At 63.7% G+C, this 20,487-nt stretch carries 24 protein-coding genes and 1 tRNA gene; 3 read left to right on the top strand and 22 right to left on the bottom strand.

Annotated features, from left to right (window positions below; translation table 11 throughout):
- The 3 genes from ACOJSI_RS05690 to ispH all read right to left on the bottom strand — a co-directional run.
- Positions 1-165: RNase H family protein (locus ACOJSI_RS05690; protein ID WP_420137293.1), on the bottom strand; the 165-nt coding region annotated here is incomplete at its 3' end.
- Positions 162-1,121, bottom strand: a complete 960-nt coding sequence (gene thrB / locus ACOJSI_RS05685) for a homoserine kinase (protein ID WP_420137285.1) — start codon at positions 1,119-1,121, stop codon at positions 162-164. The genes thrB and ACOJSI_RS05690, both read right to left, overlap by 4 nt.
- Before the next feature lie 13 nt (positions 1,122-1,134).
- A complete protein-coding gene (ispH, locus tag ACOJSI_RS05680; RefSeq protein ID WP_420137284.1) occupies positions 1,135-2,103 on the bottom strand; it encodes a 4-hydroxy-3-methylbut-2-enyl diphosphate reductase in 969 nt (322 codons plus the stop codon).
- 86 nt (positions 2,104-2,189) lie between these two features.
- Between ispH and ACOJSI_RS05675 the strand changes: the two genes are divergently transcribed.
- Positions 2,190-2,828 carry a hypothetical protein gene (locus ACOJSI_RS05675; RefSeq protein WP_420137283.1) on the top strand — a complete coding sequence of 213 codons (639 nt, stop codon included), beginning with the start codon at positions 2,190-2,192 and terminating at the stop codon, positions 2,826-2,828.
- A gap of 46 nt (positions 2,829-2,874) precedes the next feature.
- Here ACOJSI_RS05675 and dctA read toward each other — a convergent pair whose 3' ends face one another.
- Positions 2,875-4,167, bottom strand: a complete 1,293-nt coding sequence (gene dctA / locus ACOJSI_RS05670) for a C4-dicarboxylate transporter DctA (protein WP_420137282.1) — start codon at positions 4,165-4,167, stop codon at positions 2,875-2,877.
- A gap of 158 nt (positions 4,168-4,325) precedes the next feature.
- Between dctA and ACOJSI_RS05665 the strand changes: the two genes are divergently transcribed.
- Entirely contained in the window at positions 4,326-4,937 is a 612-nt protein-coding gene (locus ACOJSI_RS05665; protein ID WP_420137281.1) for a DUF4304 domain-containing protein, read from the top strand.
- A gap of 43 nt (positions 4,938-4,980) precedes the next feature.
- On the opposite strand, the gene ACOJSI_RS05660 is transcribed toward ACOJSI_RS05665, so the two are convergent.
- The 9 genes from ACOJSI_RS05660 to ACOJSI_RS05620 form a co-directional block, all read right to left on the bottom strand.
- Positions 4,981-6,282, bottom strand: coding sequence for a hypothetical protein (locus ACOJSI_RS05660; RefSeq protein ID WP_420137280.1), 1,302 nt, complete (start codon positions 6,280-6,282; stop codon positions 4,981-4,983).
- Positions 6,279-6,866: a hypothetical protein gene (locus ACOJSI_RS05655; protein WP_420137279.1), complete on the bottom strand. Its 588-nt coding sequence runs from the start codon at positions 6,864-6,866 to the stop codon at positions 6,279-6,281. The genes ACOJSI_RS05660 and ACOJSI_RS05655 overlap by 4 nt, the downstream gene beginning before the upstream one ends.
- Entirely contained in the window at positions 6,853-7,425 is a 573-nt protein-coding gene (locus tag ACOJSI_RS05650; RefSeq protein WP_420137278.1) for a hypothetical protein, read from the bottom strand. Before ACOJSI_RS05650 ends, ACOJSI_RS05655 begins: the two co-directional genes overlap by 14 nt.
- A complete protein-coding gene (locus ACOJSI_RS05645) occupies positions 7,422-8,024 on the bottom strand; it encodes a hypothetical protein (protein WP_420137277.1) in 603 nt (200 codons plus the stop codon). Before ACOJSI_RS05645 ends, ACOJSI_RS05650 begins: the two co-directional genes overlap by 4 nt.
- A gap of 137 nt (positions 8,025-8,161) precedes the next feature.
- Positions 8,162-8,237, bottom strand: a tRNA-Lys gene (locus tag ACOJSI_RS05640).
- Positions 8,200-8,721: a 2-amino-4-hydroxy-6-hydroxymethyldihydropteridine diphosphokinase gene (gene folK / locus ACOJSI_RS05635; RefSeq protein ID WP_420137292.1), complete on the bottom strand. Its 522-nt coding sequence runs from the start codon at positions 8,719-8,721 to the stop codon at positions 8,200-8,202. Before folK ends, ACOJSI_RS05640 begins: the two co-directional genes overlap by 38 nt.
- A complete protein-coding gene (locus ACOJSI_RS05630; protein ID WP_420137276.1) occupies positions 8,718-9,563 on the bottom strand; it encodes a D-amino-acid transaminase in 846 nt (281 codons plus the stop codon). The genes folK and ACOJSI_RS05630 overlap by 4 nt, the downstream gene beginning before the upstream one ends.
- Positions 9,563-10,411 carry an N-carbamoylputrescine amidase gene (aguB, locus tag ACOJSI_RS05625; RefSeq protein WP_420137275.1) on the bottom strand — a complete coding sequence of 283 codons (849 nt, stop codon included), beginning with the start codon at positions 10,409-10,411 and terminating at the stop codon, positions 9,563-9,565. Before aguB ends, ACOJSI_RS05630 begins: the two co-directional genes overlap by 1 nt.
- The gene (locus tag ACOJSI_RS05620; RefSeq protein WP_420137291.1) at positions 10,408-11,388 is read right to left on the bottom strand and encodes an agmatine deiminase family protein; all 981 of its coding nucleotides are present in this window, start codon (positions 11,386-11,388) and stop codon (positions 10,408-10,410) included. The genes aguB and ACOJSI_RS05620 overlap by 4 nt, the downstream gene beginning before the upstream one ends.
- Before the next feature lie 118 nt (positions 11,389-11,506).
- Here ACOJSI_RS05620 and ACOJSI_RS05615 point away from each other — a divergent pair, with 118 nt between their 5' ends.
- On the top strand, positions 11,507-13,501 hold the full coding sequence (locus ACOJSI_RS05615; RefSeq protein WP_420137274.1) for an alpha/beta hydrolase family protein: 1,995 nt from the start codon (positions 11,507-11,509) through the stop codon (positions 13,499-13,501).
- Between the two features lie 99 nt (positions 13,502-13,600).
- Here ACOJSI_RS05615 and rpsD read toward each other — a convergent pair whose 3' ends face one another.
- The 9 genes from rpsD to murI all read right to left on the bottom strand — a co-directional run bounded on the left by rpsD (position 13,601) and on the right by murI (position 20,373).
- On the bottom strand, positions 13,601-14,215 hold the full coding sequence (gene rpsD, locus ACOJSI_RS05610; protein ID WP_420137273.1) for a 30S ribosomal protein S4: 615 nt from the start codon (positions 14,213-14,215) through the stop codon (positions 13,601-13,603).
- A gap of 219 nt (positions 14,216-14,434) precedes the next feature.
- On the bottom strand, positions 14,435-14,713 hold the full coding sequence (locus ACOJSI_RS05605; RefSeq protein WP_420137272.1) for a hypothetical protein: 279 nt from the start codon (positions 14,711-14,713) through the stop codon (positions 14,435-14,437).
- A gap of 96 nt (positions 14,714-14,809) precedes the next feature.
- Positions 14,810-15,535 (bottom strand): RNA methyltransferase, encoded by a 726-nt coding sequence (locus ACOJSI_RS05600; RefSeq protein ID WP_420137271.1) that lies wholly within the window; start codon positions 15,533-15,535, stop codon positions 14,810-14,812.
- Positions 15,532-15,888, bottom strand: a complete 357-nt coding sequence (locus ACOJSI_RS05595; protein ID WP_420137270.1) for a GIY-YIG nuclease family protein — start codon at positions 15,886-15,888, stop codon at positions 15,532-15,534. Before ACOJSI_RS05595 ends, ACOJSI_RS05600 begins: the two co-directional genes overlap by 4 nt.
- A gap of 96 nt (positions 15,889-15,984) precedes the next feature.
- Positions 15,985-16,446: a transcriptional regulator NrdR gene (gene nrdR / locus ACOJSI_RS05590; RefSeq protein WP_420137269.1), complete on the bottom strand. Its 462-nt coding sequence runs from the start codon at positions 16,444-16,446 to the stop codon at positions 15,985-15,987.
- The gene (glyA, locus tag ACOJSI_RS05585; protein WP_420137268.1) at positions 16,447-17,754 is read right to left on the bottom strand and encodes a serine hydroxymethyltransferase; all 1,308 of its coding nucleotides are present in this window, start codon (positions 17,752-17,754) and stop codon (positions 16,447-16,449) included.
- Positions 17,751-18,203, bottom strand: a complete 453-nt coding sequence (locus ACOJSI_RS05580) for an RpiB/LacA/LacB family sugar-phosphate isomerase (RefSeq protein WP_420137267.1) — start codon at positions 18,201-18,203, stop codon at positions 17,751-17,753. Before ACOJSI_RS05580 ends, glyA begins: the two co-directional genes overlap by 4 nt.
- Before the next feature lie 79 nt (positions 18,204-18,282).
- Complete coding sequence (hemA, locus tag ACOJSI_RS05575) at positions 18,283-19,497, bottom strand: 5-aminolevulinate synthase (protein WP_420137266.1); 1,215 nt, start codon at positions 19,495-19,497, stop codon at positions 18,283-18,285.
- 81 nt (positions 19,498-19,578) lie between these two features.
- Entirely contained in the window at positions 19,579-20,373 is a 795-nt protein-coding gene (murI, locus tag ACOJSI_RS05570; RefSeq protein WP_420137265.1) for a glutamate racemase, read from the bottom strand.
- Positions 20,374-20,487: the final 114 nt, after the last annotated feature.

Genomic DNA, 20,487 nt, shown 5'->3' with positions numbered 1-20,487 from the left:
GATCGCCGCCGTCATTTCCATCCGATTGTTGGTGGTCAGCGGTTCCCCGCCCGACAGCTCCTTCTCCGCGCCACCGGAACGGATCACCACGCCCCAGCCGCCCGGCCCGGGATTACCCTTACAGGCGCCGTCGGTCGCCATTTCCACGGCGGGCATCTCGCTCATAGCCCCAACTCCGCCGGATCGGCGTCACGATAGAAATCGAGCCGGCGCAGGAAGGCGAGGGGGTCCTTGCGTGTCACCAGGGCGTCTGCGGCGGTGTTCAGCCAATCCCAGGCACGCGTCAGCAGGAACCGCAGGCAGGCGCCGCGGGCCAAAGCGGTGAAAGCTGCGCGTTCCTCCGCCGAAAGGCCGAAGCCCTCATCATACCCGGCGATCAGGGCGGCGGCGCGATGAGGGTGGAATCCTTCCCCGTCATTCTCGAAACACCAGGCGGCGTGTGTCACCGCAACGTCCCACGCCCGCACGTCACGGCAGGCGAAATAAAAATCGATGATGCCGGAGACCGAATTGCCCCGCATCAGGACATTGTCCGGGAACAGATCGGCATGGATTACCGATTTGGGCAGATGCCGCGGCCAGGCCTGATCCAGCCAGTCGAGCTCGTTCATCACGCGCGCGCGCAATCCCGGCGCGATCGCATCGAGATCGGCACCGCATCGTTCCGCCAGATCGCGCCAATCGCCGGCGCCGAGCGCGTTGGTGCGTGCGCCGCCAAAGTCGACCAGTGCGGCGTGCATCTGGCCGAGCGCCACGCCCGCGGCACGGCCCTGCGCCGGCGTCGGATGGCTGACGGAGACGCCCGGCAGGAATTCGATCAGGCATGCCGGGCGGCCCGCCACTTCTTGGATCTGTTTGCCACTGCGGTCGGCAATGGCGCGCGGGACTGGCAGGCCTTTTCCGGCGAGATGATCCAGCAGCGCCATGAAGAAGGGCAGATCGGCGCTGTCGACACGCTTCTCATACAAGGTCAGAATGAAGCGGCTGGTTGTCGTATCGACCAGGTAATTGCTGTTCTCGACACCCTCGGCGATGCCTTTGGCCGAAACCAGGCTGCCGGCGTCATAATGTTCGAGCAACGCCGAAAGCGTCTCTGCCGAGACATGCGTGTAAACTGCCATCGTGTTGCAGGCGTCAGGCGGCTTCGAGCGCGCGCGGCAGCTTGAACACCATCGTCTCGACAATGCCGGACATCTCACGCTCGGTGACGGTGAAATGTTCGCCCAGGCGCCCGACCAGCTCGCGGACCAGCAACTCGGGTGCGGATGCACCGGCGCTGATACCCAGCGTCCGAACGCCCTCGAGCCAGGCAAGATCCAGGTTGTCGGCGCTCTCGATCAGCTGCGCCCGGATGCCGGCACGCAGGGCAACTTCCACCAATCGGACGGAGTTGGACGAATTGGGCGCGCCGATCACCAGCATCGCATCGCACGCCTCGGCAATGTCCTTTACCGCGGTCTGGCGATTGGAGGTGGCATAACAAATATCCTCACCGCGCGGTCCCTGGATCGACGGAAAGCGCCGCTTCAGCGTCGCCACCACCTGCGCGGTGTCGTCGACCGACAGGGTCGTCTGGGTCAGGAAAGCGAGATTGTCGGGATCGGTGGGAACGAGTGCCTCGGCATCCTCATTCGTCTCAATCAGCGTCATCGTGCCGGGCGGCACCTGCCCAAGCGTGCCGACCACTTCGGGATGGCCGCGATGGCCGATGAACAGGATGTGCCGGCCGGCGACCACGTGCCGTTCCGCCTGGCGGTGGACCTTGGACACCAGCGGGCAAGTTGCGTCGATATAGTCGAGCCCGCGCTCGGCCGCCTTGTGCGGAACCGCCTTGGGCACGCCATGCGCGGAGAAGACCACCGGCACGCCGTCCGGAACGTCATCCAGCTCCTCGACGAAGATCGCGCCCTTGGCGCGCAGCGCGTCCACGACATGGCGGTTGTGGACGATTTCATGCCGCACATAGACCGGCGCACCATATTTTTCGATCGACAGTTCGACGATGCGAATGGCCCGATCGACGCCAGCGCAAAAGCCGCGCGGTGCCGCGATCAGAAGGTCAAGCGGCGGCTTGTTCGGGGAAGTAACAGCGGTTCCGTCCATCGCAAGCCCTGTAAGGCATAGCTTGCCCCGGCGAAAGCCGCTTCCTATGAGTGCTGCCCGTAATCTCGATCCGCTAGGATGTCCGCTTGATCCGTCGCCTGCTTCCCGCTCTTGCCCTACTGCCGGTTCTCGCGAGCTGCGCGAAGGAGGATGATTTCGACGTCAGCGGCGGTCTGAACGTCGTGCGGTCCACCTGTCCGGCGGTCGCCATTCCGGCTTACACCGGCGATATCAGCCTGTTCAGCCCCGAGCAGAGCACCGATGCACGTGCGCTGGACGTCACAGCCACCATCACCGATTTGCGCACCAGCTGCGATCAGACCGGCGACATTGTCCATACAAAGGTGACGTTCGATGTGGTGGCACGCCGTGCCAGCCCGCACGGCGCGCGCGATCTGGTCCTGCCTTATTTCGCCACAGTCATGCGCGGCGGCACCACCATCATGTCGAAACAGCAGAGCCAGGTGCTGATCCACTTCGCCGATGGCCAAATCCGTGCGACCGGAACCGCCGGTGCGGGCGCCGACGTACAGAAGTCTCTTGCGACGTTGCCGGAGGTCGCGCAGCAGCGGTTGCGCCGCAAGCGCAAGGCGACCGACGCCGACGCCTCGATTGATCCGCTCGCCGATCCCAAGATCAAGGCCGCGATCAATCAGGCCAATTTCGAGTTACTGATCGGCTTCCAGCTGACTCAGAACCAGCTGGCCTATAACGCCACCCGCTAAACGTGCCGTGCCGCTGCCCGCGTGATCGGGTGGAGTCGCTTCGATCTCATGCGGAGGCAGGCGCAGGCGCCAGGGTACGGGTAAGCTGCGCCTGATCCAGCTGGCCTTCCCATCGCGCCACCACGATCGTGGCGACCGCGTTGCCGATGAAGTTGGTGAGGCTGCGGCATTCGCTCATGAAGCGATCCACACCCAGGATCAGGGCCATTCCCGCCACGGGCACTGCTGGCACCATCAGCAAGGTCGCGGCCAGCGTGATGAAGCCCGCCCCGGTCACCCCCGCTGCGCCCTTCGACGAGAGCATGGCGACGCCCAGCAAAAGAAGCTGGTGTCCTAGCGTCAGGTGAATGCCGCACGCCTGGGCGATGAACAAGGCGGCCAGCGTCATGTAGATATTGGTGCCGTCCAGGTTGAAACTATAGCCGGTCGGCACGACCAGACCCACCACCGGCCGCGCGCAGCCGGCCTGCTCCAGCTTCTCGATCAGGTTCGGCAGCGCTGCTTCGGAGGATGATGTGCCGAGAACCAGCAATAGTTCCGGCGTCAGATAGCGAACCAGCCGGACGATGGAGAAGCCCGCCAGCCACGCAACCACGCCCAGGATGACGAAAACGAAGAGCAGCGAGGTGATGTAGAAGGTCGCCACTAGCCCGGCGAGATTGATGAGGACGCCGATCCCATATTCACCCACGGTGAACGCCATCGCGCCAAATGCGCCGATCGGTGCCGCCTTCATCAGGATCGCCACCAGCCGGAACACAACCGCTTCTGCCGATTCGATGACGGCGAGGAGCGGCGCTGACTTTTCGCCCACCATCGTGATCGCGATGCCGGTCAGGATCGCGACGAACAGCACCTGCAATATCTCGCCCTCCGCCAGCGCGCTGACCAGCGTCTGTGGAATGATCGCAAGCAGGAAGCCCACGATGCTCTGATGTTCGGCCTTGGCAACATAACCGGCGGTTTTGGCGGGATCCAGCGTTGCCGGGTCGATGTGCATGCTCGCGCCGGGCTGGACGAGATTGGCTACGATCAGGCCGAGGATCAGCGCAAAGGTCGACATCGTCAGGAAATAAGCAAAGGCCTTCAGCACGATCCGGCCGAGCCCACCAAGGTCTCGCAGATGGGCGATCCCGCCGACTATGGTGAGGAAGATGACGGGTGCGATGATCATCCGCACCAGTTTGACGAAGCCATCGCCTAGCGGCTTCAACTGCGTACCGACGTGGGGCCAGATCTGGCCCACGGCGATGCCGAGCAGAATGGCGATCAGCACCTGAACGTAGACATGCTGCCACCAGGGCGTACGCTTCGGCACCGCCGCATCGATTACCGCCATCGCCAGACATCCTCTTCGCTTTGCGCTAAAGGAAGGGCAGCCACGGCCGGTGTCAATCGTGTGCGAGCATGTATAAGGCTTGTCCCGGCTCCGGTCGTCGCATCGGACGTCGCGATCAGGGGCAGTCCGTCCGTGCGATGCTGCCATGGGGAGTTCGGATGGACCGCAAGTTTTTCCTGAAGCTGCTCAGCCAACAGCTGTATCCGGTCCTCAGGCAGGAAGGCTTCGTTGGCAGTGGATCGACGCTGCGTCGCATAAACGAGCCGGTCATCCACGTCTTCAATGTACAGGGCGCATCGGCGGGCGGGGCCTGTTATCTGAACATCGGCGCGCATCTGTCCTTTCTGCCGCCCGAAGGCGGGGGCGCGCTGGATCCGCCGCGGATCGACGAGCCATCCTGCGTTTTTCGCGATCGGATCGAACCGCCGCCGGGGCCGGAATTCGGATGGTCCTATTGCACGTCGCCGGAAGAAGCGGCCGAGAGCGTGGAATTCATCGTCAGCGAATGGGAATGCGTCGGACGTGCCTTTTTCGCGCGCTACGCGTCCTATCCGCAGAGCTTTGAGACGCTGATCGCTGAGCAAGATCCCCAGCAGGTTCACCCTGCCAAGGCGCGAACCCTTGCGCGGATCGCGATGGAATTGGGGCGATACGAGCGGGCATCCGCGTTCATCGACGCAGCACTACCGCAGACGCCTGAGCGGGCGACCCTGCTCAAGGCCGATCTCGTCGCGCTCCAGAACGCGGTCCGGTCAGCTTCGACCCGGTAGCGGCCGCGCCAGGTCGCAGACGCAATGTAGGCGTGTGCCCTGCTTATTTGTTCAGGGCCCGCCACGCCCGTCCAGCGCGGAAGGACCATTCGAGCGTCGCGGCAAGCAGGCAGATCTTCAAGGTCTGGGGGATGATGCCGTCGCCGGGAAAGCTCGGCGGCCCCAGCACGATCGCAATCTGGTTCGCCACGCCCTGCCATATGTCGAGCGAGTGCGGCCCGACCAGCTTCGTTGCGCCGACCCATGCCCAGGCCGCTAGCCAGTCGAGTGCACGATACAGCACGATCATCACGACCAGCGGAACGATGCCGGCGGCTGCGGCCAGATAGACGCTGTTGGCCGCAGCCCGATAGCGCTTGGCGGTGCCGGCCCAGAAATGCCCGACGAAGTCGCGCAACCAGCTCGGCAGCGATTGCCAGCGGTTCACCGTGCCCTCGACGCGGCGGGACCATGTCCCGGTCACTTCGACCTTCGCGTCGTGCACGTCGTAACGATAGATCAACGCGGCGAGCGCCAGCCACACCACGGGCAGCAGCGCTGAAAAGAAGATTTTGACCAGTATGTCGACCGGGTCAGCCGAAGCTGCTTCGACGGGTCCGGGCAGGGCTGCCTGCGCGGTGCCGACCGGGTGGGTGATCGCCTGCCACAGCCCTTGAAATATGTCGCCGACGCGCCGGTCGGCAAACCATTTGAAAATGCCGCCCTTCCACTGCGTGATCACGTAAAGACCGATAAAGGTCCATCCGGCCTCGCAGAGAACGATCAGCATGCTCAATGCGGGATGGTCGCTATTCTTCTTGAGCGCCTTGGCGCCCCGCCGGATCGCCCACAATATGGCGACCGATCCAATCAGCCACCATCCGCCCGACACGTCGAACAGTGATCCGCTATAAGTGGGATCGAATGGGTTGAATTGGCCCAAGCCTTCCCGCGCATATTCGCGGATCGTGTCGCCCAAAAAGCCCCAGGCGGCATAATAAGCGAAGAAGGGCACAAGCGCGCGGGAAACAATACCGGGAAAGGTACGCCAGCCGGGTGTCGCCTTGGTGCCGATCGCCGGTCCCGGATCGGATTGGGATGCCTGGCCGATCGCCGGAAGGGCTGGGCGCAGTACCTCGAACATGGCGACGATGATGATCAGCTTGATCAGCACGACCACCGTGAGCGACAGCAGGCCAGCCAGACGATTGTGATAGCCCAGCCAGACCGCGAACTGGATCATCAGCTCATTCAAGAGCAACCCACCCAGGCCAAGCGCCAGAAGTTGTGGCAGGAAGCGGACCCACAGGCGAAACATATCGGCGATCAGGGCGAGCGGCCCGCCACGCATAACCTCTTGGCTCATTGAGTCTTACTCGCGGCAAACTGGAGATAGGCTGGACGCCCGGCCAAATTGCTCATGCGCACCCGCAATTCCGGGATCGGACGCGGTACGAGGTAATAAGCGTCGACGATCACCTTTTGGCCGGGCTCGGCCGCCGAAATGCTGGTGCCGTCACAGATGGTGCCAGGGGCATCGCCCGGCTTTGCCAACATGGTCTTCACCAGATCGGGGACCGTTTCGATTGCGGTCCACGCATGGCCAGCTCCATCGGTCACCTGGATTTCGCAGCCGAGCCATGATGTCGCCTCACCTTGGGGTTCGACGGTCAGCCGCGCCCGTAGGAAGGTGCGATCCTTGGGCAGCCCGGGTTCGAATGGAATGGCATTGAGCCCGACCAGCTGGACCTTCGCACCGGCATACGCAACCGTCTGGCCCTGCGGCACGTCGATCGCATCCAATTCCTGGGTTCGGCGGATCTCGCGCAAATCGCGCCAGCCTGTGGCGGCGACGGTCGCGGGCACGAGCACGAGCAGGCTGGCGAGCGCGATCCAGCGCAAGCGCCGTTCGGACGCGCCGGCCGTGGGGCGCGGTTCAGAGCTTGGCATGAAGGTCATCCAGATCGAGCATCGCCACCGGCGCTGCAGGCGGCGTCTTGGGGAAAGGAATTCGCGCTTCCGCCGTCAGCTGCGGAAAACGCTGTTCGGACAGCAGCAGCGTTCCGCCGGCCGTCACATCAGGATGCACTTCGAAGACGAGCAGATCATGCCGCACCAGGCCGGGCTGGATCGTCTTCGTGGAGGTCAGGACCGCATCCGCGCCTTCGACGCGTTCGCTGGCGGCGTAACGCCGGCCGTCCTGCGTCAGCCAGGTCCTGCCATAGACGGCGGTTGTTTTATGATCGACCTGCGATGCGACCGGCACGATCAGCCAGACCCCGCCGGTGTCGCGTGTCACGACCTTCCCGGCGGCGCGAAACCGGATCGCACGCGCAAGCCGAGGCTGCCCTGCTGTCACCACCAGATTGTCCGTTCGTACCGGCTTGTCGGGCACGCCGCGGAACCCGATCGGACCGGTAATGTCGATGAAATGCGGGGTCGTCGCGCGCATGGCCGCCAAGGCCACAAAGCCGGCCACGATCGCGGCCACGCTGGTCAGCCGGCTCACGAAGCAGCTCCCTTGCTTGCAGCTTCCGCTGGGCTGAGCGGTAATTCGATCACACCGATCTTCTGGGGATCGAACCAGCCCGGCTGGGCGTAAAGATTATCGAAGTCCCGGTAAGAGCGCGCGTCGATGGAAAAGCGTAGCTTGGCAGGCACCGGCTCACCTGCGGGGTAGGTCCACACCAAGGTCATATCCTCCGGCAACGCCGGCTGCAGTTCGCCCGTCGCGACACGATCCCGCTGCAGAAAGGGCGTCGGGTGGGCGTCTATACCGCGAATAGGCGTATCGAGATGGATGGCGCGCACGAACGAGTTGCTCGTCATCCCGGTACGGTTGGTCGCCTGCAAATGAAGGATGATCGCCTTGCGGTCCGATCCGATGATCCGGCCGCCGTCGGGCATCCGATCGCTCACGCTGACACCATCCAGGCGCAGCGTCCACTCGCCGGCATCGACCGGTTTAGCTGCAGCAAGCCCCGGGGGCGGGGGTGTCGTCTTCAGTTCGAAGAGGCCAATTCCCCAACCGGCAACCACGGCGGCAATGCCGCCGACGCCCGTCGTTACGCGCGATCGCCACCCGCCGATCGAAAACTTCCCCGCCAAAAGCATGCCCCCTGCACTGCCTGCTGTATCGTTTCGCCTCCGACTAACGCACATTAATCCGAAATCGTTTCATCGATGGAGGAAACGACGATCTCGGGCGCACATTCACGCGCTGGGCTTGGCTGCGGAGAGAGGATTGGTGGGTCCGCCGGGGCTCGAACCCGGGACCTCTCGATTAAAAGTCGCTTGCTCTACCGACTGAGCTACGGACCCGACCGGCGACGCTCCTATGGGCGGGGCGGGGTTGGGTCAACCTCGCCGCCTGCTGCCGGACCGTTCGCATGTCGGAAATTCGCCACTTGGGTGCAATTTGCCGCAGCGGATCGAGCGCGAAACGACGTTGCGACAACGATCTATGCGGAATCTGGAGCGCCCGATCCCGCCAGTGTCCACCCGACCATAACAAGATGTCCAGGTCGAGCACGCGTTCGCCCCAGCGGCGGCCCCGCCTGCGTCCGAAGGCGCGTTCGATCATCTTCAACTGGGCGAGCAGCGCCGGCGGCGCCAAAGGGCTCTCGATCAAGATCGCGGCATTGGCGAACCGCCGCAAGGATGGTCCTAGCGGGTCGCTTGTCAGAATGCCTGATCGTGCAATTGGGCGAAGCTGTGCGATGGCGGCGTGCAAGACGGCCGAGGGCGCTCCGTAGCGTCCATGGCGGCGATTGCCGCCCAGCCCGATCGCATAGATATGGATCACCCGGCGCGTGCGGCCTCGATATAGAGTTCGCGCAAGCGTTGGGTGATCGGCCCTGGCTTGCCGTCGCCAATGGACTGCCCGTCGATCCTGACCACCGGAATGACGAAGTTTGAGGCGCTGGTCATAATCGCCTCGCGCGCTGCCAATGCCTCCGCGACGGTGAACAGGCGCTCTTCCACCGGCACGCCGTCGCGTTCCGCGATCGCCATCACCGCCTTGCGGGTGCAGCCCGGCAGGATCGCATGGCTGTTCGGCCGCGTGACCAAAGTTCCTTCCTGCGTCACGATCAAGGCGCTGGACGATGCGCCTTCGGTGACAAAGCCGTCTTCGATCAGCCAAGCCTCCTGCGCGCCGGCCGCAGCCGCCTCGCGCTTGGCCATCACCTGACCGAGCAGCATGATGCTCTTGATGTCGCGGCGTGCCCAACGTGGATCCTGGATCGTGGCGACGGCAATGCCGGTCTTGGCGGTCGGGCGCTCGATTACCTCGCTCGCCTGTGTGAACAGGAACAAGGTTGGCGTGGTCGAAGGCGCGAGGAAATCGCGTTCGGCCGGGCCTCCCGTCAGCTGAAAATAGATGCCGCCCTGGTCCAGCCCGTTGCGCGTAATAAGTTCGCGCTGGATCGCCTCGATCTCATCGATCGGAATCGGCAGGGTGAGGTCCAATCCGGCTGCGGACCGGGCGAACCGCGCCAGATGTGCTTCGCTGTCGACCAGCTTGCCGTCCAGCACGGCTGTGAATTCGTAAATCCCGTCGGCGAAGAGGAACCCGCGGTCCTGCGCCGAGACTTTGGCGTCGGCGAGCGGCAGGAAGGCGCCGTTAAGCCAGGCAATACGCTCCATCAGATATCCTGTACCAGCCGGCCGTAAAGTTCGGGGCGGCGATCACGAAAAAAGCCAAATGCGGCGCGGTGGCGCTTCACCCGATCCAGATCCAGCGTGGCGACGATCACGCCTTCTTCCTCGCGGTCCAGTTCGGCCAGTATGTCGCCGCGCTCGTCCGTGATGAAGCTGGTACCGTAAAACGTCTGGCCATGCTCCGTACCGACGCGATTGGCGGCCACGATCGGCACGACATTGGACACCGCATGGCCCACCATGGCGCGCCGCCACAGCCGGGCGGTATCTAGGCTCTCGTCATGCGGCTCGCTGCCGATTGCGGTCGGATAGAACAGGATTTCCGCGCCCATCAGCATCATTGCGCGGGCGGTCTCCGGATACCATTGGTCCCAGCAGACGCCGACGCCCAGCTTCGCCTGCGGGCTGTTCCAGACCTTGAAGCCGGTATTGCCGGGCCGGAAATAGAATTTCTCTTCATAACCCGGGCCGTCAGGAATGTGGCTCTTGCGATAGACACCCTGGATCGCGCCGTCCGGCCCGATCATCGCCAGCGAATTATAATGGTGGGGACCATCCGCTTCGAAGAAGCTCGTCGGGATCGAGACCTTCAGCTCCGCCGCCAGCGCCTGCATCGCCAGCACCGCCTTATGCTCGTCGGTTGGCTTGGCGTTGGCGAACAGGCCTTCATCCTCGACCCGGCAGAAATAAGGGCCCTCGAACAATTCCGGCGGCAGGATGACCTGCGCACCGCGGGCAGCGGCCTCGCGCACACGCGCGTCGACCTTGGCGATGTTCGCGTCGATATCGTCGGAGAAGGCGAGTTGGATCGCCGCCACGGTGATTTCGGTCATGTGCTGGGTACCTGCTGGCTGATGCAGTGGAAGCTGCCACCGCCCGTCAGGATATGGTCGGCGCGATGCCCGATCGCAACACGGTCCGGAAACAGCGCGCCGATGGCTGAAACTGCAGCCTCGTCGTTCGGCGCGCCATATTGCGGCACCACCACCACCGCGTTGCCAATGTAGAAGTTCATGTAGGAGGCCGGAATTGGCTCGCCATCCACCTCGATCAGGCCAGGGGAGGGAAGGTGGACGACATCCACGCCGAAGGCGTACGCCCGCTCGGTCGCGTCACGATAGACATGCGCATTGGGATCATCGGCCGTCGGGGTTGGCAGCGCCAGGTGTCCCGGCGCCACGAAGCGTGCAAGATTGTCGACATGGCCATCCGTATGGTCGTTCGCCAAACCGTCGCCCAACCAAAGCAGCCGCGCGATCCCCAATCCCTCGGCCAGGCGACGCTCCACGTCTTCGCGCAGCAAGCCGGGGTTACGGTTCGGGTTGAGCAGGCATTGCTCCGTCGTCACGGCCAGGCCGGTGCCATCGACGTCGATGGCGCCGCCTTCCAGCACCCAGTCATAGCTGTCCACCGGAATATCGGCCGCCTGCGCCAGTCGCCCGCCAACGCCTTCGTCGCCGGGCAGGTGATATTTGCCGCCCCACCAGTTGAAGCCGAACCGCGCCGCCCGTCGTCCATCCGGGCCGAGCGTGATGATCCCGCCGGTGTCGCGCAGCCAGATGTCACCAAAGGGCTGGATCACGACGTCTGCGGCACCGCCGCTCAGCGTGCGTGCCGCGTCCGCCGATGCTGCGTCCGCCGCGACCAGGATCACTCGCTCGCCGCGCCCGTCGGCATGCACGGCACGGGCAAAGGCGACGACCTCCTGCCGGGCAGGGGCGAGATCGTCTTCCCACAGTTCGGCATGGCTCGGAAAGCCGATCCAGACGGCCTCATGTGGCATCCACTCGGCAGGTTGGCGGCGTGTCAGGGGGATTCTCCAGCGTCAGCGTCGGGCGCGACATGGCAGCAAGGAGAATGAGGTGCAATGCGCTTGCGAGCACCGCATTTCTGTTGGACATTGTGGATGGGGAATGGGGGAATAGCGAATGCGTAAGCGGGTACGTGCCATCTATGCTGGCGCGGCATTGGTCATCAATGCGGGTTATGCCGTAGCGGCGGCACCTGAACCTCAGACTGCAAAGGAACAGGCGACGCCGGCGCAACTGTTCGGCCGGCTTGCCGAAGTCGACGACATAAGCCTTTCGCCGGACGGGAAGAGCGTCGTTTACATCGGGCCAGGTGCAGGCACGATGACCTACGCGGTCGTGATGGACGTCCAGACCGGCAAGTTCCATCTCGCCGCAAAGCAAGATGGAAAGCCCTTGAACCTCGACTCCTGCGGCTGGTCCTCCAACACCCGCATCGTCTGCACAATGGCGGGCGTCGAGTTCGCGCACGATCCCCCGCTCGGCTATACGCGGACGGTCGCCGTCGATCAGGACGGCAAGAATCCCGTTTATCTCGGCCGGCGTCCGGCGCTGGAGGCACGACGCATCCTTCAATTCGACGGGCAGATCATCGACTGGATGTCGGGGGACGGCACCGTTCTGATGACCCGCGATTACGTACCCGACGACACCACAGGGTCCCGTCTCGGCAGCAGTGGGGATGGGCTGGGCGTGGATCGCGTCGATACCGCGACAGGACGGGCGGCGACTGTGGAGAGACCGACCAAGACCGCACGGGATTATATTACCGATGGCCAGGGCACTATCCGGATCCGCGCTCTATATGATGCACAAACGGACGGCACGCTGACGGGGCTGACCGTCTACATGTATCGGCCTGCAGGCGAGCGTGGCTGGAAAACCTTCTCGCGCACGAAGGAAGGCACGGTCGCCTTCACGCCGATCGCGGTCGATGGCACGCGCGATCTCGCTTATGCCGTCCGGACGCTGAATGGGCGCGATGCTTTGTACAGCGTGGCGCTCGACGGAAGCTTCAAGGAAGAGCTGGTCTCCAGTCATCCCGAAGTGGATGTCAGCCGGGTCGTCACGATCGGGCGGCGCGGGCGCGTCATCGGCGCGTCCTTCACCACGGATCGCCGCGAGATCGAATATTTCGACCCCGAATATAAGAAGCTTGCGGCGTCGTTGGCCCGGGTGCTGCCGAAAACGCCGCTGATTTACTTTCTGAGCGCGAGCGCCGACGAAAAGAAGCTCCTGATCTTCGCCGAGAGCGATACCGATCCGGGCAGATATTATATCTTCGACAAGCAAACGCGTCACCTTGACGAGCTGCTCCAGGCGCGGCCCGCCTTGGCCGACCTGACATTGGCGCCGATGAAGAGCATCACGTTCAAGGCCGCGGACGGTACCGCCATTCCCGCCTATCTCACCTTGCCGGTCGGCGGCCAGACCAAGGGGCTGCCGGCCATCGTCATGCCCCATGGCGGCCCCTCCTATCGCGACAGCTGGGGTTTCGATTGGCTCGTCCAGTTCTTCGCCCAGCGCGGCTATGCCGTGCTCCAACCGGAATATCGCGGTTCGAGCGGCTATGGTGACGCCTTTTACGCGCAGAACGGCTTTCGCAGCTGGCAAAAGGCCATGGGCGATATCGGCGATGCCGGACGCTGGCTGGTAAAGGAAGGGATCGCCGATCCCTCCAAGCTGGCGATCGTAGGTTGGTCCTATGGAGGATATGCCGCGCTTCAGTCCAACGTAGTGGACCCGACCCTGTTCAAGGCGATCATCGCGGTGGCGCCGGTCACCGATCTCGGCATGGTCAAGCGTGAGGCCATCGGCTACACCAACAGCCAGATCGTCGCGCGGCAAATCGGGTCGGGCGATATCGTGACGCAGGGTTCTCCGGCCCGTCACGCGGATCGCATCACGGCGCCGGTGCTGATGTTCCATGGCGACCATGATTTGAACGTATTGGTCGCCGAGTCGAAGGCCATGGATGCCGCCCTGCGCAAGGCCGGCAAGAAAAGCGAGCTCGTGATCTTCCCCGGCCTCGACCATCAGCTGGAGGACAGCGACGCGCGAGCCAAGATGCTGGATCAGTCCGATCGGTTCCTGCGCGCCGCCCTGCACATGTAAATTGCGTCGGGCACGCGCGCTTGCGTGCTCGACCCCATAACGAAAGAGGCGGCCGTCGCCGGCCGCCTCTTCTTTTTGTCTGTTCTGGTTAGGCCAGGATCAGCGCGAATAGAACTCGACCACCAGGTTCGGTTCCATCTTCACCGGGTAAGGCACTTCGTCCAGCGTCGGGACGCGGACATAGGTAACCTTCGATGCGCCGTCGGCGGCGACATAATCGGGGATGTCACGCTCGGAGAGACCCTGCGCTTCCATGACCAGCGCCATTTCCTGCGCCTTCGGCCCGAGCGTCAGCTCGTCACCCGGCTTCACCAGACGCGATGCGATGTTGCACTTCACGCCATTGACGCGAATGTGGCCGTGGTTGACCAACTGGCGGGCAGACCAGATCGTCGGCGCGAACTTGGCGCGATAGACAACCGCGTCCAGGCGGCGCTCAAGCAGGCCGATCAGGTTCTGACCGGTGTCGCCCTTCATACGAGCGGCTTCGGTGTACGCCTTCTTGAACTGCTTCTCGGTCACATCGCCATAATAGCCCTTGAGCTTCTGCTTCGCCTTCAGCTGGATGCCGTAGTCCGAAACCTTGCCCTTGCGGCGCTGGCCGTGCTGACCGGGACCATATTCCCGCTTGTTGACCGGCGATTTGGGGCGACCCCAAATATTCTCGCCCATGCGGCGGTCGAGTTTGTACTTGGCGCTGGAGCGCTTCGACATAAGTCTGTCCTTCAATTGCGTTGGTGCGCACCAGGCCGAAGCCGGATGCACGAAATGCCCGGAACCGCGCTGCTGTTTCTCTGGTAGGAGAGGGCAGGGCCACCGCTTCACCGAGCGTGCGGAGCCAATTGCGAGGGGCGCCTATGGCGGCGATCGCCTGCTAAGTCAAGAATGTGCGAGCCTTATGGTGCCAGCCGCAAGCGTGGCGCAGCAAGTCGCTCAATAGGCCTTTTCCGCCGCGCGGCTCATGCGGTCCAGTTCGTCGCGATCATTCTTGGCCCGCTCGTCCCATTGGGCGACGGTCATGCATTCCCGCTTTCCGCCCAGACGCGATCCCGTGCGCTGCATCGTGCGGCATACCATCTTATCGCGCGCAGGCACCGGCTTGCTCGCCGCGGCCACCGTTGTCGCCGCCGGCGCAGGAACGGCCGGTGCGGTGTCCGTTTGTGCAGCCGCCGGCACCGCGAACAGAAGCATCGGCAGAATGAAGACGCGCATTACAAATCCCCCCAATTGGATATCCGTCTACCAGAGCCAAGCCGGCGATCCGAATCAAGCCTCTTGTCGCCGTTAAGAGGCGTTATTTCATCACAATTAACGCCGTTTCGGGGAGGCGAAGGTCGACAGGATCCCCCGCACGGTCCGCACCTCCTGCGAATTCCAGCCAGGCTTCGTGAACAGCGTACGTAGCATTCGTTGCGTCGTGGGCTTTCGGTCGGGCGGGAAGAAATAGCCGGCTTCCGCCAGCATTCTGTCGAGCTGCGCGATCATGCCATCCAGCTCCTCCTGGGGTGCCGGTGGCAGGATATCGGTGACGGATGGCTGCACCAGATCGGCGCCCTTGGACCATTCATACGCCACCAGGATCACTGCCTGCGCCAGGTTGAGTGATCCGAATTCCGGATTGATCGGTACGGTCAAGATGGTCCGCGCGATCGCGACGTCGTCCGTTTCCAGCCCCGATCGCTCGGGCCCGAACAGGATCGCGCTGCCACCCGGCTCCCGGCGGATCGCAGCGGCTGCCTCGTCCGGACGTACGACTGGTTTGGTAACGCCGCGCTTGCGCACAGTGGTCGCGTAAACATGTGCGCAGTCGGCGACCGCATCGGCCACGCTGTCGAACAGTCGCGCCTGACGCAGCACGATGTCCGCGCCGGAGGCGGCCGGACCGGCACTGGGGTTCGGCCAGCCATCGCGCGGACTGACCAACCGCAAGTCGGTCAGCCCGAAATTCAACATCGCCCGCGCCGCCTTGCCGATATTCTCGCCAAGTTGCGGCCGGACAAGGACGATAGCGGGCGGGGGGATGTCGATTGTCACTCCGCTAACCACTTTCCGTTCGTGCCGAGTAGCCGTCGAGCTTGTCGAGACGGCGTATCGAGGCGTGCTACCCTCGAAATTCTTTTTCGCCGCGCGGCTGACCTCATCCCAATCCCCCGGATCAGGGCTTCCTTCTTTGCCCGCGACCAATTCTTGATCTGCAACTCCGCAGCCAGAGCCTCTTCTCTCGTAGGAAATTCGGCAGACCACAGCAGGGTGACCGGGCGTCGATCACGCGTATAACCGGCGACCTCCCCGGCATGGTGCTGCGCGATGCGTTGCTGGAGGTCGTCGCTGTGGCCGGTATAATAAGATCCGTCGGAGCAGCGGAGAACATAGGCCCAGAATGTCATGGGCGAACGCCTATCCCTCGATATACCATCTCGACAAGCTCGATGGTTACTCGGGACGAACGGGGAGCGGAGGATTAGCGTGCCTGCTGTGGCGCCTCACTCCCCACCCGCCTCCGTCACACTCCCAGCGAAATGTTCGAAATCCCGGGCCTCGCGGAAGTTCTTATAGACGCTCGCATAGCGAATATAGGCGACGCTATCGAGCTGCTGCAGCCCGTCCATCACCATCTCGCCGACGCGGGCGGCGTTGACCTCGCTGTCGCCGCTCGTCTCCAGCTGCCGCTGGATGGAGGAGACAAGCCGCTCGATCTGCTCGTTCGTTACCGGGCGTTTGCGCGCCGCGATAGCGATGGAGCGTTCCAGCTTCGCGCGATCGAATTGCTGGCGGTCGCCATCCTTCTTGACGACTGTCAGCTCACGCAACTGCACCCGCTCGAACGTCGAGAAGCGCGCGCCGCAGCTTTCGCATTGCCGGCGGCGGCGGATGGACGCGCCGTCCTCGGTCGGGCGGCTATCCTTGACCTGGCTGTCGGGGTGAAAACAAAAAGGACAGCGCAATTAAAGCTCCGGATAGATCGGGAAGCGCGCGGTCAGCGCCTTCACGCGCTCGCGCACATTGGCTTCGATCTGGGCGTCGCCCTGTTCGCCATTCTTGCGCAAGCCGTCCAGCACGTCGGCGATCATGTCGGCGATGTCGCGGAATTCGGCCACGCCGAAGCCGCGCGTCGTGCCGGCTGGCGATCCCACGCGGATGCCGCTGGTCTTGACCGGGGGCAGGGGATCGAACGGGATGCCGTTCTTGTTGCAGGTAATGCCGCACCGCTCCAGCGCCTCGTCGGCGTCGCGGCCGGTGACGCCCAGCGGTGTCAGGTCGACCAGCGCCAGATGGGTATCGGTCCCGCCCGACACGATCTCGGCGCCGCGCTCCTTCAGGCGTGCCGCCAAGGCCTTGGCATTGTCGATCACCGCGCGCGAATAGGCCTTGAACGACGGGTCGAGCGCTTCGCCGAACGCCACCGCCTTGGCGGCGATGACGTGCATCAGCGGGCCGCCCTGAAGGCCGGGGAAGACCGCCGAGTTTATCTTCTTCGCGATCGCCTCGTCGTCCGTCATCACCATGCCGCCGCGCGGGCCGCGCAGCGTCTTGTGCGTGGTGGTGGTGACGACATGAGCATGACCGAACGGCGTCGGGTGCACGCCGCCCGCGACCAGCCCGGCGAAGTGCGCCATGTCGACCATGAACAGCGCACCGACGGCATCGGCGATCTGGCGGAAGCGGGCGAAATCGATGTGCCGCGGGTAAGCCGATCCGCCGGCGATCAGCAGGGTCGGCTTATGCTCCTTCGCCATCGCCTCGACCGCATCATAGTCGATCAGATGGGTGTCGCGCGTCACGCCATATTGCACGGCATTATACCATTTGCCCGACAAAGCGGCCTTGGCGCCGTGCGTCAGGTGACCACCCGCATCCAGGCTGAGACCCATGATCGTATCGCCCGGCTTGGTCAGCGCCAGCATGACGGCGCCGTTGGCCTGCGCGCCCGAATGCGGCTGGACGTTGGCGAAGCCGCAGCCGAACAATTGCTTGGCGCGATCGATCGCCAGCTGCTCGACCGTGTCGGACGGCGCGCAGCCCTGATAATAGCGCTTGCCTGGATAACCTTCGGCATATTTGTTGGTGAAGACGGAGCCTTGCGCCTCCAGTACCGCCTTGGAGACGATATTCTCCGATGCGATCAGCTCGATCTGATCTTTCTCACGCGCGATTTCATGTTCGACGCCGGCGAACACAGCCGGATCGGCTTGCGCTAGACCGCGCGAGAAGAAGCCGTCCGGCTGGACGTCATTGGCGGGCTTGCTGCTCATACGGGCTCCTGGGCAAGATGTGCGAGTTTGGCGACGCGCCCCTGGTGGCGGCCCCCTTCGAAAGCGGTGTTGATAAAGGCCTGCACGCAGGCTTTGGCCATATCTTCACCAGTAAGACGCGCGCCAAGCGCGATGACATTGGCATCGTTGTGGCGCCGCGCGAGCGCGGCCGACAGCGGTTCCGATACCAGCGCGCAGCGCGCGGCCGGGTTGCGGTTCACCGCGATCGAAATGCCGATACCCGATCCGCACAAGGCGATTCCCATATCGGCCCGGTGTTGCGCGATGGCGTCGCCCAGCGCGAAACCATAATCAGGATAATCGACCGAGGCATTGGTCTCGGGCCCCAGGTCGGTGACCGCATGGCCCAACTCACGCAACCAGGCGGCCAGAACGGCCTTCAGCGCGACGGCTGCGTGATCGGAAGCGATGGCGATGCGCGCAGCCAACGGAAACTCCAGCGATTCGGGACACACAAGCTGTAGTATCCCAACGTCGTTGAAGCCAGCCTCGCTTGGGTCGGAGAGGTCAGGCGGCCAGGCGCATCTCCATCCGGCTCCAGATCTCCACGAGTGCGTCGATCAGATCGCGCATCATCGCTTCGTCATGGCTGGGGCCGGGCGTGAAGCGCAGCCGCTCGGTGCCCCGCGGCACCGTCGGATAATTGATCGGCTGCACATAGACGCCATATTCGGCGAGCAGGATATCGCTCGCGCGCTTGGCCTTGACCGGATCTCCGACCATCAGCGGCACGATATGGGTGGTGGACGGCATTACCGGCAGGCCGGCCTCCGCCATCATCGCCTTCAGCATCGCTGCCGCCTTCTGCTGGCCTTCCCGCTCCGATGCGGATTGCTTCAGATGGCGCACGCTCGCCAGCGCACCCGCGACCAGCACTGGCGACAGGCTGGTGGTGAAGATGAAGCCCGGCGCATAGCTGCGGATCACGTCGATGATCATCTTGTCGTCCGCGATATCGCCGCCCATCACGCCGAACGCCTTGCCCAGCGTGCCTTCGATAATCGTCAGCCGGCTCGCGGCATCGTCGCGCTCCGAAATGCCGCCGCCGCGCGCGCCATACATGCCGACAGCATGGACCTCGTCCAGATAGGTCAGCGCCTCATATTTGTCGGCCAGATCGCAGATGGCATGGATCGGCGCGATGTCGCCATCCATCGAATAGACGCTTTCGAACGCGATCAGCTTGGGCGCGTCGGGATCGGCGGCCGCCAGCAGCTCTTCCAGATGTTCCAGATCGTTGTGACGGAACACATGCTTTTCGCAGCCTGAGCTGCGAATGCCGGCGATCATCGATGCGTGGTTCAGCTCGTCCGAAAAGATGATGCAACCGGGCAGCACCTTGGCGAGCGTCGACAGGGTCGCTTCGTTGGAGACATAGCCGCTGGTGAACAGCAGCGCGCCTTCCTTGCCGTGCAGATCGGCAAGCTCGGCTTCCAGATCGACATGATAATGCGTGTTGCCGCCGATGTTGCGCGTTCCGCCGGCGCCGGCCCCCACATCGTGCAGTGCCTCTTCCATCGCGCTGATCACATCGGGATGCTGGCCCATCGCCAGATAGTCGTTCGAACACCACACCGTGATCGGCTTCGGCCCATTGTGGCCGGCGAAGCAGCGCGCATTGGGGAAGGCGCCCTTGTTGCGCAGGATGTCGATGAAGACCCGGTAGCGTCCCTCGGCATGGAGCCGATCGATCGCCTGAGTGAAAACGCGATTATAGTCCAAGAGGAACTTCCCCGGGTTTCGAAGCTGCGCCTCTAGCGCTGAAAGTTCCCTGTTTCCAGCGCTACACGCCGCATTTTTTGATTAAAGCCAATCGATTTTTTCTAAACCGAAGCTGGCAAGCGCTCCTCGCAACCCGTCGGAAACTTCATTCGGGGCGGTGAAGATCGCTGTTCCCGGCGTCGCCCGCTCTGGCCATGAATCTCCTGCAGTGAGGGTCAATGTGCGCCGTGCAATCCCCTTGGCCCCATCGACAAAAAGAAGCGGGCGGGGCGCGACAAGCGCCAGTCGATCTGCCACCAGCGGAAAGTGCGTGCAGGCCAGAACGACGGTGTCCATGCGATCGCCGCCGGCCTGATCGAGCAAGCCGGAAAGCGCGTCATGATACGCGGCATCTGGAGTAGGGTCGCCGCGCAGGCTTGCTTCGGCCAGTTCCACAAGCGCCGCCGAACCATGCCGCAATACCTGGCAGTCGCTGGCGAAGCGGTGCGACAGATCATCGACATAGGGTTGGCGTACGGTCGCCTCTGTCCCCAGCACCCCGATCACGCGACTCGTTGACCGCTCGGCCGCCGGCTTGATCGCCGGGACCGTTCCGACGACCGGCACGTCCAGCGCGGCCCGCACGCCCGGCAACGCGATGGTTGATGCGGTATTGCAAGCGATGACGATCAGACGCGGGCGATAACGTTCTGCCAGCCGCCCGAGCAAGGCGGGCACGCGTGCCGCGATCTCCGCCTCGGTCTTCGTACCATATGGAAAGCCTCCGTTATCGGCGACGTAAACAATCGGCGCCAGCGGCAAGGCCTGGCGGATCTCGGCCAAGACAGAAAGGCCGCCGACGCCGGAGTCGAATATCAGGAGCGGGCGGCTATCCACACCACACCCGTTCGCGTCGAGCGCAGTCGAGACGCCCTTTCGAGCGAAGTCGAGAAGCCTGAATGGGGAAACCTCGACTTTGCTCGGTCATCCCCCTCGACTTTGCTGGGGGCG

It is taken from the genome of Sphingomonas sp. (assembly GCF_048595155.1).
Classification (GTDB): domain Bacteria; phylum Pseudomonadota; class Alphaproteobacteria; order Sphingomonadales; family Sphingomonadaceae; genus Sphingomonas_I.
This window is presented reverse-complemented; position numbering and strand designations above follow the sequence as displayed.